General features: G+C 65.5%; 11 protein-coding genes. All 11 read right to left on the reverse strand.

What is annotated here, in order from left to right:
- Nucleotide 1 precedes the first annotated feature (1 nt).
- The 11 genes from M2427_RS17615 to M2427_RS17665 all read right to left on the reverse strand — a co-directional run bounded on the left by M2427_RS17615 (nt 2) and on the right by M2427_RS17665 (nt 12,459).
- A complete protein-coding gene (locus M2427_RS17615) occupies nt 2-2,332 on the reverse strand; it encodes a PAS domain-containing sensor histidine kinase (protein WP_280707736.1) in 2,331 nt (776 codons plus the stop codon).
- A 225-nt stretch (nt 2,333-2,557) separates the two neighbouring features.
- Nucleotides 2,558-3,931 (reverse strand): cation-efflux pump, encoded by a 1,374-nt coding sequence (locus M2427_RS17620; RefSeq protein WP_280707737.1) that lies wholly within the window; start codon nt 3,929-3,931, stop codon nt 2,558-2,560.
- A 251-nt stretch (nt 3,932-4,182) separates the two neighbouring features.
- A complete protein-coding gene (locus tag M2427_RS17625; protein ID WP_280707738.1) occupies nt 4,183-5,154 on the reverse strand; it encodes a zinc-binding dehydrogenase in 972 nt (323 codons plus the stop codon).
- Between the two features lie 25 nt (nt 5,155-5,179).
- Nucleotides 5,180-6,175: a nitronate monooxygenase family protein gene (locus M2427_RS17630; RefSeq protein WP_280707739.1), complete on the reverse strand. Its 996-nt coding sequence runs from the start codon at nt 6,173-6,175 to the stop codon at nt 5,180-5,182.
- A gap of 320 nt (nt 6,176-6,495) precedes the next feature.
- Nucleotides 6,496-7,143 carry a hypothetical protein gene (locus tag M2427_RS17635; protein WP_280707740.1) on the reverse strand — a complete coding sequence of 216 codons (648 nt, stop codon included), beginning with the start codon at nt 7,141-7,143 and terminating at the stop codon, nt 6,496-6,498.
- Between the two features lie 58 nt (nt 7,144-7,201).
- A complete protein-coding gene (locus M2427_RS17640; protein ID WP_280707741.1) occupies nt 7,202-7,405 on the reverse strand; it encodes a hypothetical protein in 204 nt (67 codons plus the stop codon).
- Between the two features lie 163 nt (nt 7,406-7,568).
- Nucleotides 7,569-8,279 (reverse strand): hypothetical protein, encoded by a 711-nt coding sequence (locus M2427_RS17645; RefSeq protein ID WP_280707742.1) that lies wholly within the window; start codon nt 8,277-8,279, stop codon nt 7,569-7,571.
- A 47-nt stretch (nt 8,280-8,326) separates the two neighbouring features.
- Nucleotides 8,327-9,733: a hypothetical protein gene (locus M2427_RS17650; RefSeq protein WP_280707743.1), complete on the reverse strand. Its 1,407-nt coding sequence runs from the start codon at nt 9,731-9,733 to the stop codon at nt 8,327-8,329.
- Between the two features lie 282 nt (nt 9,734-10,015).
- A complete protein-coding gene (locus M2427_RS17655) occupies nt 10,016-10,801 on the reverse strand; it encodes a fumarylacetoacetate hydrolase family protein (protein ID WP_280707744.1) in 786 nt (261 codons plus the stop codon).
- Complete coding sequence (locus M2427_RS17660; RefSeq protein WP_280707746.1) at nt 10,801-11,820, reverse strand: 2-dehydropantoate 2-reductase; 1,020 nt, start codon at nt 11,818-11,820, stop codon at nt 10,801-10,803. Before M2427_RS17660 ends, M2427_RS17655 begins: the two co-directional genes overlap by 1 nt.
- 210 nt (nt 11,821-12,030) lie before the next feature.
- Entirely contained in the window at nt 12,031-12,459 is a 429-nt protein-coding gene (locus M2427_RS17665; protein WP_280707747.1) for a CBS domain-containing protein, read from the reverse strand.
- Nucleotides 12,460-12,537: the final 78 nt, after the last annotated feature.

Consider the following 12,537-nt stretch of genomic DNA (forward strand, 5'->3'; position numbering starts at 1 on the left):
TTTAAGCTGCTGCCGATATCCCTGACACCGCCTTGATCGCGTCGCGCGGCAGGGTCACGCGGACGACGGTGCCGACTTCGAGCTTGGAGCGCAGCCGCATCGAGCCGCCATGGAGCTGCGCCAGCGAGCGGGCGATCGCGAGCCCGAGACCGGAGCCGTGATAGGTCTTGGTGAGCTGGCTCTCGACCTGCTCGAACGGACGTCCGAGCCGCGCCAGCGAGTGGGGCGCGATGCCGATGCCGGTGTCGGCGATCATCAGCACGATCCTGTCCTCGAGCTGCCGGCTGCGCACCACGATGCGTCCGCCGTCAGGCGTGAACTTCACCGCGTTGGAGAGGAGGTTGACGACGATCTGCTTGGTCGCGCGGCGGTCGGCGACGACGGCGATGGATTTTGCGATGTCGGCATCGAGCTTCAGGTGCTTGTCCTCGGCCCGGCCGGCGACGACGCGCAGGGATTCGGCCAGCGTCCGCGACAGGTCGAGCTCTTCCATGTCGAGCTTCATGCGGCCGGCCTCGATCTTGGACATGTCGAGGATGTCGTTGATGACCTCAAGCAGATAGTGACCGCTGGTCAGGATGTCGTGGCAGTACTCCTCGTATTTCTCGCTTCCGAGGTCGCCGAACATGCCCGAGCCCATGATCTCGGAGAAGCCGATGATCGCGTTCAGCGGCGTGCGCAGCTCGTGGCTCATATTGGCGAGGAATTTCGACTTGGTCTGGTTGGCTTCCTCGGCGCGGGTCTTCTCGCGCTGGTACTTCTCGGCGAGGTCGGCGAGCTCGATGGTCTGGCGCTCGAGCGCGGCCTGCGAGCGCTTGAGGTCGATGACGGTGGCGCGCAGGCGCAGATCGTTGTCGACGAGCTTCTGCTCGTGCTCCTTGATGCGGGTGATGTCGGTGCCGACCGACACGTAGCCGCCGTCCTTGGTGCGGCGCTCGCTGATGTGCAGCCAGCTGCCGTCGTCGAGCTGGGCCTCGAAGGTGCGGGCGCCGGGGCCTTGGGCAGCGGTCTCGTTGTGGCGGGTGCGCACCTCCGGCATGCGGCCGACTTCCAGCACGGTCTCGTAGGAGGTGCCGGGGATCACGGCCGTGTCGGGCAGCTTGTGCAGGCGCTGGAAGTGCGAATTGCAGAGCACCAGGCGGTCGCTGGCGTCCCACAGCACGAAGGCTTCCGGAATGGTCTCGATCGCGTCGCGCAGGCGAAGGTCGGCCTCCACGGTGCGTTCGGCGAGGCTCTTCTGTTCGGTGATGTCGACCGCGATGCCGATCAGGTGCATGCCGGAATCGCTGGCGCCGCGGGTGCGCTCGCAGCGGACGCGCAGCCAGATCCAGTGGCCGTCGACATGCTGCATGCGGAAGGTCCGGTCGATGTGGTCGATCTTTTCGGAGATCAGCTGGTCGGCGATCGCGAACAGGTCGATGTCGTCGGACTTCACCAGCGCGTTGACTTCGCCAAAGGTGAGCAGCTCGTTGCGGCCGTCGAGGCCCAGCATCGAGAACATCGATTGCGACCAGAAGATCCGGCCGCGCGACAGGTCCCAGTCCCATAGGCCGCAGCGGCCGCGGTTGAGCGCTGTGTCGATGCGGCCGCGCACGGCGTCATTGATGAGGTCGCCCTCGCGGGCGCGGGTCGACTGCCAGTGGAAGGCGAAGCCGAGGATCAGGACGACGAAGCCCGTTGTCGCCGACAGCGTCACCGAGAGCGCTGCGTCCGAGCCCCAGATCGGCTCGTTGCGCTCCTGGATCACGGTGACGAGGCCCGGCAGCGACTTGATCGGCCGTGCCGTGGCCATCGCAGCATTGCCATTCGGCAGCGTCATGTCGGAAACGTTGTTGTCGCGTGGCGGGGTGGCGAGCAGCTGCGCGGTGGTGATCGCGTCCAGCAGGCGATCATTGCCGGCGGGATCATTGTTGATCGGGATGCGGGCAAGGATGCGGCCGTTGACGCCGGCCGAGGTGACGACGACATGGCGGCCCGAGACCCGGGCCCGGGACGGGATCATGTCGGGGAGCAGCGCCGGCATGTTCTCGATGTTCTTCAGCCGCTCCGCGCGCAGCGAGGTGACGCGGTCGATCCGCTCGGCAAGCAGCTCGGCGAGCGCGGCGATATCGTTCTGGATCACCAGGCGCTTCTGGCGCGTCTGGTCGACGACCTGGACGAAGGCACCGAGGCAGATCGTGATGAGGAAGGCGATGATGAGCGTCGGCACGGCGCGTCGCAGCGCCGGCTCCGCGATCAGGAGCCGATGATAGGCTGGTTTCGCGATCGACTGCGCCAATCCCTTGATCGAATCGGATTGGACGCACGCGTTCGCGGCGTCTGCACGCGCCATGCCTTCGGCCCCCTGAAAACCTGCTAGCTACTCGGTTCGAAAGCAGCCCCACAACGCTTTCGAATCATGGCGATTTGAATCCAGTTTGCGCAGGCTGTCGAGAGTCAACGAAACGTTAACGCGAAATAATTCTTATCCAATGCAGAGTTTGTGCGGGCTCGAGCCCGCAAACTCACGTGCATGATGAGTCCGAAACGAGAACGTCGGACTCCCGGCGCATTCTGCTCATGCGCGCGGCGGCTCGGCGTGGCTGATGACACGCTTCACGCTCGGGAACGCGCGACGCAAGCGACGCTCGATCGCGTCAACCTGCTCGTGCACCCTGATCACGCTCATCGACGGCGTGGCGCGGCAGTGGAAGTTGACGATCTCGCCGCCATCGGTGTCGCGGACGCGCACATTATGAATGTCGTGGATCTCGCCGCCGGCGGCATATTCGGTGAGTGCGGCGGCGATGGTCTGCACCCGTTCCGGCGCGGCATCGACGCCGAACGGCAGTTCCGCTTCCAGCGGCTCGATATGGACGTCGACCTCGACGTCCGCGCCGAACTCCTCCTGGATGTTCCGCTCCAGCGTGTTGGCGATGTCGTGGGCGGCCAAGAGCTGCATCTCGGCATCGACCTCGAGGTCGATGCTGACGATCAGCTTGGCGCCGAGATTATGAATCGTGACATGATGGATCGCGAGACCCGAGTTGCGCGCGATCACCATGATCTGGTCGCGGACGGTTTCGTTGTTGCGGGCAACTGGGACAGCGGTAAACGAGAGGTCGGCATCGCCGAACGCCTTGCTCAAGGCGGCCTCCGCGTTGCGCTTGATTCCCTCGACACGGTCGATCGGGTAGGTCCGCGGCACCTTGACGATGCTGTCGATGAAGGTCGTCGCCCCGACCATACGCACGCGCAGCCGCTCGACGTCGATGACGCCGGGGACGCTGCGAATAGCGGTGGTGGCTTTTTCGAGCGCCCCCTCCGGCGCGCGGTCGACCAGCGTCTGCACGGTGGAGCTGGCCATCCGCAGGCCGAGCAGGGCGATCATCACGGCGACGGCGGCGGCTGCCGCAGCGTCGCCCCACCAGAAGCCGAGGGCGGCGAGAATCAGGCCCACGATCACGGCACCCGAGCCCATGACATCAGACGCAAAGTGCAGCGCATCCGCGGCGAGTGCCTCGCTTCGGGTCTCGCGGGCGGCCCGGTGCAGCGCGCGGGCGCGCCAGAGATTGACGAGGATGTCGATCACCAGCACCACGAACGGCACGGCCGAGATGGTCGGCGGCGGGGTTCCCTCGCGCAGCCGGCTGTAGGATTCGACCAGGATGCCGCCGGCAAGCACGTAGAGCATCGCGGTGACGCCGAGCGCGGAGATGCTCTCCAGCTTGCCGTGGCCGTAATGGTGCTCGTCGTCGGCCGGCTTGTCCGAGACCCGCACCACCGCCCAGGTGATGATGGTTGCGACCAGGTCGATCGAGGAGTGCAGGGCCTCCGAGATCAGCGCCAGCGATCCGATGGCGATCCCGACCACGAATTTGGCCGCCGCCATGCCGCCGCTGGCCAGGATCGAGATCGCCGCGACCGATGTCTTGTCATGTTGTCCGCTCATGGCGGGGGATTTAGCAGGGCGTTCGTGAACATCAAGCGACGATCCACAGCTGTAGTCGCGAGTGACTTGCAGGAGCGTTGGCAGCTCCGTCATGCCCGGGCTTGTCCCGCCTGCGCGGCCGAAGCCGCTGCGGCGCGGCGAAGGCCCGGGCATCCACGTTCTTCGTTCCGCGCGGCAAAGACGTGGATGGCCGGGTCAAGCCCGGCCATGACGAGCGGAGAGAATGGAGTTTTCGTTAGGCGGCCGTACGCCTACGGCACCGTCACCACGATCTTCCCCAGATGCTTGTTCGCCTCCATGTGCTCGAACGCCTGGTCGATCTGGTCGAACGCATAGACCTTGTCGATTGGCAGCTGCAGCTTGCGCGCTTCCACCGCACTCCAGATGTCCTTGCGAACCTCCTGAAAGATCTCGCGGACCTCCTCGATGGTGCGGGTGCGGAAGGTGACGCCGATATAGCTGATGCGGCGGGCGGCATGGAGGTCGAAGTTGAAGTCCGCATGGGTGCCGCCGAGCCGGCCGACATTGACGATGCGGCCCAAAACCTTGGTCGCAGCGAGGTTCTGGTTGGCGACCTTGCCCGAGACCTGGTCGACGATGAGATCGACACCTTCGCCGTTGGTCGCCTTCAGCACCTCGTCGACCCATTTGGGATCGGAGGAGTCGACCGCGAGATCGGCGCCATAGTCCTTCAGCCGGCCGCGGCGGTAGGCGTCGGTCGAGGAGCCAATGACGAGCCTGGCGCCCTTGAGCTTTGCAATTTGCATCGCCATCAGGCCGACGCCGGAGCTGGCGCCCTGGATCAGCACGGCTTGCCCGGGCTGCACGCCGCCGATGGTGACGACGGCATTGTGCATGGTGGCGAGCGCGACGGGCAGGGTGGCGGCCTCCTCGAAGTTCATGTTCGAGGGCGCCCGGAACAGCCGGCCGTGATCGGCCAGCGTGTACTCGGCAAAGGCCGCGCCGCCCGATCCCATGATGCGGTCGCCGACCTTCACACCCTTTGCATCGGGCCCGAGCTCGGCCACTTCACCGGCCCATTCCATGCCGAGCACGGTGCCGACGCCGCCGGCCGCACCGTGCGCGTGGCCCTTGCGCATGCCGGTGTCGGCGCGATTGAGCCCGCAGGCGCGGACGCGAACCAGCACCTGCGTGCCTTTAGGCTTTGGTTGAGCGACGTCGGAAATCCGAGCGCCCTCAGGGCTGTAGACGTAAGCTTTCATGAATTGCTCTCACTTCTTGCAGTGATTATTCCGCGGCTTCACGTTGCGGCTGAACGATCATGCCTTCGAGCCTGGAGCGAATGATCGCCTCCGCTTCGCGCACGATGCGGGAGATGAGCTCGCCGCAGCTCGGGATGTCCTGGATCAGGCCCTGCACCTGGCCGGCCGACCAGATGCCTTCATCCGAATTGCCGGTTGCATAGACCATCTTGCCGCGGGCGCCAGCGACGAGCTCGCGGATGTCCTCGAACTTGGCGCCTTCCTTCTCCATGGCGACGACCTTGGTCGAGATCTCGTTCCTGGCGACGCGGGAGGTGTTGCGCATGGTGCGGAAGATCAGCTCGGTCTCGCGCTCGTCATTGGCGACGATCTTCTCCTTGATGAGCTGGTGGATCGGGCTCTCCTTGGTCGCCATGAAGCGGGTGCCCATGTTGATGCCCTCGGCACCAAGCGCCAGCGCCGCAACCAGGCCGCGGGCATCGGCAAAGCCGCCCGAGGCGATCATCGGGATCTTGACCTTGTTGGCGGCGGCCGGGATCAGGATCAGGCCAGGCGTATCGTCCTCGCCGGGGTGGCCGGCGCATTCGAAGCCGTCGATCGAGATGGCATCGACGCCCATCCGCTCGGCCGAGAGCGCGTGGCGGACGCTGGTGCATTTGTGCACGACCTTGACGCCGTGCTTTTTGAACTCGTCGACATGCTCTTGCGGCTTGTTGCCGGCGGTCTCGACCACCGTGATACCGGCTTCGATGATGGCAGCGCGGTATTCGGCGTAGGGCGGCGGCTTGATCGCGGGCAGGATAGTCAGGTTGACGCCGAATGGCTTGTCGGTGAGGTCGCGGCAGCGCGCGATTTCCTTGGTCAGATCCTCGGGCGTCGGCTGGGTCAGCGCCGTGATGAAGCCGAGCGCGCCGGCGTTGGCAACCGCGGCAACCAGCTCGGCGCGGCCAACCCATTGCATGCCGCCCTGGACGATCGGGTGCTCGACGCCGACGAGCTTTGTGAACCGTGTCTGCAGCATTTCTGTTTCCCCCGCCTGCGTGGCAGGCTCTGTTCTCGGTTGATGGGCGGAGGATGCCGCCCGGGGTGGGAAATGTCTATTGCGCGGGTGTGCGGTGAGTCATGCAGGCGATGGCGATGATTCCGCGGGGCGGATAATTGGGACCGCGACGCTCGCCGCATCCACCGCCGTCGTCCTGGCGAAGGCCAGGACCCATAACCACAGGGAGATGCTGTTTTGCACGATGGCGGCCACAGCATGCGCGATCGCGCTGACCGGGGTAATGGGTCCTGGCTTTCGCCAGGACGACGTTGGAGAGGTCTGCGGCCCTAGTCTGGCAGCTACTCCGCTGACAATCGCACGACCTGCCGGCCGCCGTTCATGTCTCGCAGGCTGTTGACGAAGTTCTCCGGCCGCTGCCAGCGGTTGGGGACCTGCAGTCCCATGTATTCGGCGATGTCGCCGATGAAGCCGGTGCAGTTGGTGGTCTCGGCGTTCCAGACCGGCGAGTTCGCCTGCTTCTTCTTGATGTAGGCGAACACGCGCTTGGCGTCTGCTTCGTTCAGATAGACGCGGTAGCTCGCGGTCAGATAGTCCGGATCGAGATCGCCATAGCTGGCGCCGGTCTCTGATGGCACCCAGGTGAAGTAGCCGAGCACGTAGCTCCACGTGTCACCTGCCGGCGTCAGGCCTGCGACTTCGACGGCGCGCTCGCTGGTCTTGCCGTACCAGACGAAAGCATGGCCCCAGCTCGCCGCCGTCCGCGCGCGGAAGTCGACGTAATAAGGACCTTTCTCCGCCCGTGCGGCCGCGCGCCGCACCGATTGCGGCTGCGGTGATGCGGCATCCGTCGCGACAAGCGCGCTGGCGTCGGCCATGCGCTTGTTGGCGTCGTGGGCCGAAGCCGAGGGCGTGATGCATGCGATCGTGGCCGCGAGCGCGAGGCCCGCAAGAATGCAGGATCCCGATCGATCAGGTTTGTTCGTCACGCTGTGCCCCTCGACTGTCGGCCGCTTACGCAGGTTCTTGCGCGTCGTTCGCTACGCCTCAGTAACGCGCGGCGACCGGGTAGGGCGCCTTGCCGATCGGGGCCTTGCCAATCGGGCTCTTGCCGATCGGCATCTTGCCGATCGGGGCCTGCTCGGCCGGATAGACCGGCACGGGCTGGCGGCGCGGCAGGTCGGCAGCGTTCGCAGCCGTCACCAGAGCAAGCGTCGCACCCAGAACAAATACAATCTTCTTCACAGTCATACCCCTAGAAGGTTTGGTCCAAACACGGCACCGCCGTGCCCCCAGACACGCCCGACAAAAGGGCGGCCGAATGCGTCCACAGTGCGGCACGTCCGCGACATGTTGGCGGCATCTCTTGGGCGCGCGGAGATGTGATCTGTGTCGAAATGTTTCGGCGCGCTGCTCAGCGGTCGGCGGTGAGACGGAAATGCATTTCGATCTTCGCTGGCGCAGGCTCGCTTGCGGTGCGCCAGGGCGAAAAGCCGGGCGTGGGATCCGGGTCGGACGGTAGATCGATCGGCCAGCGCTGCGTGGGAATGTCCGGGAGGGTCAGGCTGACGGCGCGGTGGCGCGTCTTGTACGACAGCGAGGCCGTGGCGATGATCGCCTTGCGGTCGCCGTCATGCGCGCGCCAGTTGCGAGGCAACATCGCGTCGGTATAGCCCGAGGCCTCCTCGACCTGGATCTGCACGTCCTCCTCCTTGTCCGGCAGGCTCACGCCGGCGGGCAGGCGAAACTCGACCTGGAGGGTCATGAAGCCGTGACTGAGATAGGGCGAGCGGATGAATTCGTACCATCCCCACCAGCTGAGGATCGCCACGATGAGCCCGATGGTCACGGCAAAGGGAAACGAGAGGCGCGAGGCGGGCTGAGGTGGAGCATCGGCGGTCTCCGCAGCAGGTTGCGCAGTCCGGACCAGGCCGAAGCGCACGAACAGCCAGATGCCGGCAACAAAGCCGATCACGCCGCCGATCGGGCCGATGTCGAAGAAGGCCCCCATGGCGATGCCGCCATCGCGGTCCGGCCCCGCGAGCATGACCACCAGCGCGGCAAGGCCGGCCCAGCCCGCGAGCGCGCCGAGCAGGCCGGACAGGAAGCCGAGGATGATGCGCATGAAAGATTGGTCGCAGCGAAGTCAGTTGCGGTTCGAGCAGTCCGCTTTCACCCGATCCGGTTCAGGCTGTTGCGGATGGTCGAGAAGATTCCGCCGATGTCCTTGCGGAGCGCATCGAGCGCGTTGAAATTCTCGAAGATGCGGGCGAGGCGGTCTTCGACCTCGCGCTTGCTCTTGGTCAGCGCATCGATGCGTGAGGTGAGGGTGGCATCGCCACTCGCCTCGATTTCGGCGACGGTTTTGGCCAGAAGATCGCGGGTGACGCTGACGTCGGCGATCATGGCCTCGATGCCGAACACTGGCGCCTTCAGCGGGACGAGATCGGCTTGCGATTTCGACAGCTCCGCCTTGAAGGCGTTGAGCGTGGTCAGCGTCTCCTGCAATGCGCCGAGGCGCTGGCGCGACTGAAGGACGAATTCGTTCAGCACATTCTGGCGGTCGGCGAGCGTCTTGCCGTCGGAATCGGTCTCGACCTCGGTGAGCGCGCGTTCGAGCTGGGCCTGGCGCTGGCCGAGCTCCTCGAAGTCGAGGCGGATCGCTTTCAGGATGTTGGCGCTGTCGTCGACACGGGCGAGGCGCTGCTCGATCTCGATCTTGGCGTTTGACAGCGTTTCGACGCGCGCGCTGAGCGGGGTCTCGCCGCTGGTCTCGAGCTCGTCGACGCTCTTGGCGAGACGGTCATGGCTGAGGCTGAGCTCGGTGATCAGGGCGTTGATGCCGGCGTCGGACGAGCGCAGCGGCACCAGCTCGGCATGGGATTTCGCCAGATCTTCCTTGTACTGGTTGAGGGTCGCGAACGTGTCCTGCACCGTGTTGACCCTGGAGAGCAGCGTCGATACGTCGCTGGCAATGCTCTTCAGGCGATCGGCGAGATTGTTCTTGCGGTCGTCGGTTTCGAGATCGAGCAACGCGCGCTCGAGCTGGTTCTGGCGGTCGCGGATCTCGGTGAAGACAGGCTCGACCACGCGGCGCTGATCGGCGACCTTGCCGACCATGTCGCGCAGCGCCTGCTGGCGGCGGCGGATTTCGGCGAGCTGGTCGTGCATGTCGGTGGACTGGTTGCGGCCCTGCTGGAGCAGGGCGCGCTGCTCGGTCTCGCCGAGCTTGTCGTGCAGTGCGGACACGGCCTCCCGGGGATCGCTCTCGATCAGGTGCTGGACCGTGGTGTCGAGATGGTTCTGTAAGGCATGGGCGACGACGACGTCTTCCCGGGTCTTCTTGAGGCGATCACGGAGCGTGTCGAGGCGCCGGTCCTGGCGCGAGAGCCGCCAGGCCGAGGCGCCGATCAGCGTCAGCCCGGCCACGAGGATCGCACCGATCGCGATGCGCTGTGGCATCGGCTGGCTCGCGAACAGGGCGGGCAAATGGGTGATGTCCAGGCCAAACGCCTGCGGGGCGACCAGCGCGATGGCGGCGAGCAGGACAAACCAGGCAGCCAGGAAAAACAGCCACATCGCGACGCCCCACGCCGGTGCATATTTTCGCCATGATTGCTATTGGAGAGTGGAACCGAGATCAAGGGGCGGACGGGTTGCTGGGCGTGTCCGGAGGCGCGATCCACGGCTGGTTGCGTCGGCCGGTCGGGTGGAGGTGGGCGGCTTAGCCGTCATTCCGGGGCGGCGCGAAAGCGCCGAGCCCGGAATCCATCGAGCAGCAGAGACGGTAGGGGAGTGGATTCTCAGGTTCGCAATTGGCACCGTAGCTCGCGCTACGCGCGCCCCGGAATGACGTCGGGGCTACAACCGAAACTCGTTGGTCAGCTCGCCGATGCCGTCGATCGCGACCGTCACCGTATTGACCGGCTCCTTCATCACGCCGACGCCGACCGAGGTGCCGACCGCGATGAGGTCGCCCGGAAGCAGGGTCATGTCATGGGAGATCTTGCTCACCAGGGCTTGCGCGGAAAAAATCATGTCGGAGATCGGATAGTTCTGCCGCTCGGCGCCGTTGAGGATGGTGCGGACGGTGAGCCTGGCCGGATCGAGGCCGGTGGTGATGACAGGGCCGAACGGGCCGTAATCGTCGATGCCCTTGGCGCGGGCCCATTGGGGAAAGGTGGGGTCGCTGGTCAGGATGTCGTTGGCGGTGATGTCGTTGACGCAGGTGTAGCCGAAGATGAAGCTGTCGGCTTCATCGGGCGAGACGCGCGCGCAGGTCTTGCCGATGATGATGCCGAGCTCGCCTTCATAGGTGGTCTTGCCGTCGTAATAGGACGGGCGGCGGATCACGGCGCCTGGTGTCGTGATGGTCGTGGTGGCCTTGAGCAGATAGAGCGGCTCAGGCGGCTCCGGCTGGTTGAGCTTGGCCGCGAGCGCGTGAAAATTATTCCAGAGCGCGACGATCTTGCTGGGGGCGCAGGGCGCCAGCAGCTCGACCTCCGGCAGCGCCAGCATCCTGCCGGTGGCGGCGTTGCGGCCGAACATCTCGCCCTCATGCACGCTGATGCCGGATGCGGAGAGCGTGCCGAAGCCGGTGGTGCCGGCGTGGCGGAAGCGCAGCCACTTTTTTGTCTCGCCCGCCATCACGCCACCGCCAGCGCGCGAGGATCCGCGGGCGCGGAGACGCCGTCATAGAGGCCGGCGATGCGGGCGCGCTGGGTCACCATCGCCAGCACCGAATCCAGCGCCGGCGTCGGGCGACCGGTCAAGCGGCCCATCTCCTGCACCACGGTGACGAGCGGGTCGATCTCCATCGGGCGGCCGCGCTCGAGATCCTGCAGCATCGAGGTCTTGTGCGCGCCGACCTTGCGGGCGCCCTCGATGCGGCGCTCGACATCGACGCGGAATTTGACGCCGAAGGTTTCGGCGATGGCCTGCGTCTCCACCATGATCGCCCGTGACAGCGCGCGCGTGGCGGGATCCGTGCAGATCACGTCGAGCGTCGCGTGCGTCAGCGCGCTGATCGGGTTGAAGCAGACGTTGCCCCAGAGCTTGAGCCAGATCTCGTCGCGTATACGATCCAGCACCGGCGCCTTCAGCCCGGCCGCGACGAACAGGTCGGCGAGGCGCTGCACATCCGGCGTGATCTCGCCGGAGGGCTCGCCGAGCGGGAAATTGTTGCCGTAGACGTGGCGGATCACGCCGGGCGCCTCGATCTCGGTCGCGGGATAGACGATGCAGCCGATGGCGCGCTCGGCGCCGAGCTCGCGCCATTGCCGCCCGCCGGGATCGATGCTCTCCAGCGTCGAGTTCTCGTAATCGCCGCCGTGCTTGTGGAAGTACCAATAGGGAATGCCGTTGACCGCGGTGACGATGCGGGTGTGCGGTCCGAGCAACGGCTGCATCTTTTCGATCACGCCGGTGATCGAATGCGCCTTCAGCGTGACGATGATGTAGTCCTGCACGCTAAGCTCGGCTGCGTTGTCGGTGCAGCGCGGATGGACGGTGTGCGTCTCCTCGCCGGCGAGCAGCGTCAGGCCGCGCTCGCGCATCGCGGCGAGGTGCGCGCCGCGTGCAACCAGGCTGACATCGGCGCCTGCGCGCGCCAGCTGCACGCCGAGATATCCGCCGATCGCGCCGGCGCCGTAGATGCAGATCTTCATGAAATCCTCGCGGGAGTAAAGTTGGAAGTGTTGCGATGGCTCACGCCAAGCGCTCTCTGCACCTCTCCCGCTTGCGGGAGAGGTCGGCGCGCTCGAAGAGCGCGGCGGGTGAGGGTTCTATCCCCTTGGGGAGTCTTGCTAGCGGAGACACCCTCTCCCCAACCCTCTCCCGCAAGCGGGAGAGGGAGTCAGGAAGCGAGGTCGCCGCTTTTAGGCTGCCGCTTGCGGCGCGCCGTTGAGCGCTTCGTCAACGGCAGCGGCGATGTCGCGCATGCTGATGACGGAGACGAGGCTGTAATCGTCGATCACGGGCAGATGCCGGATGTGATTCACGTTCATCAGATGACGGACGTGCTCGATCGTGTCCGAGGACGTGCAGGAGACCAGCTGCTGCACCGACACGAGCTGCGAGACCTTGACGTTGACGGCATTCGCGCCGTGCTCGGCGACCGCGCGCACCACATCGCGCTCGGTGAACATGCCGACCGCGGTGTTTCCTTCCGAGCGGACCACGTCCTTCACCACCAGCGCGCTGATGTTGTTGGCCCGCATCAGCTTGGCGGCGATACCCACCGTTTCGTTCATTCGCACCGTGACAACGCGCGGCGTCTTCTTGCGCAGAATGTCTCCAACCAGCATGGCAACCTCCCTGGGTGAGCGATGGATCGAAGTGTGGTATACATAATGCCAATCGTCAAGCACTGGATTTGGCTGATC

Origin of the sequence: Bradyrhizobium sp. BR13661 (genome assembly GCF_029892425.1) — a bacterium.
Taxonomy (GTDB): Bacteria; Pseudomonadota; Alphaproteobacteria; order Rhizobiales; family Xanthobacteraceae; genus Bradyrhizobium.

Excerpts from the sequence above, each read along its gene's own strand:
- M2427_RS17655 (WP_280707744.1), bottom strand. The coding sequence starts at position 10,801 with ATGGCGGGCGAGACAAAAAAGTGGCTGCGCTTCCGCCACGCCGGCACC.
- M2427_RS17665 (WP_280707747.1), bottom strand. The coding sequence starts at position 12,459 with ATGCTGGTTGGAGACATTCTGCGCAAGAAGACGCCGCGCGTTGTCACG.
- M2427_RS17650 (WP_280707743.1), bottom strand. The coding sequence starts at position 9,733 with ATGTGGCTGTTTTTCCTGGCTGCCTGGTTTGTCCTGCTCGCCGCCATC.
- M2427_RS17645 (WP_280707742.1), bottom strand. The coding sequence starts at position 8,279 with ATGCGCATCATCCTCGGCTTCCTGTCCGGCCTGCTCGGCGCGCTCGCG.
- M2427_RS17660 (WP_280707746.1), bottom strand. The coding sequence starts at position 11,820 with ATGAAGATCTGCATCTACGGCGCCGGCGCGATCGGCGGATATCTCGGC.
- M2427_RS17615 (WP_280707736.1), bottom strand. The coding sequence starts at position 2,332 with ATGGCGCGTGCAGACGCCGCGAACGCGTGCGTCCAATCCGATTCGATC.
- M2427_RS17620 (WP_280707737.1), bottom strand. The coding sequence starts at position 3,931 with ATGAGCGGACAACATGACAAGACATCGGTCGCGGCGATCTCGATCCTG.
- M2427_RS17640 (WP_280707741.1), bottom strand. The coding sequence starts at position 7,405 with ATGACTGTGAAGAAGATTGTATTTGTTCTGGGTGCGACGCTTGCTCTG.
- M2427_RS17625 (WP_280707738.1), bottom strand. The coding sequence starts at position 5,154 with ATGAAAGCTTACGTCTACAGCCCTGAGGGCGCTCGGATTTCCGACGTC.
- M2427_RS17630 (WP_280707739.1), bottom strand. The coding sequence starts at position 6,175 with ATGCTGCAGACACGGTTCACAAAGCTCGTCGGCGTCGAGCACCCGATC.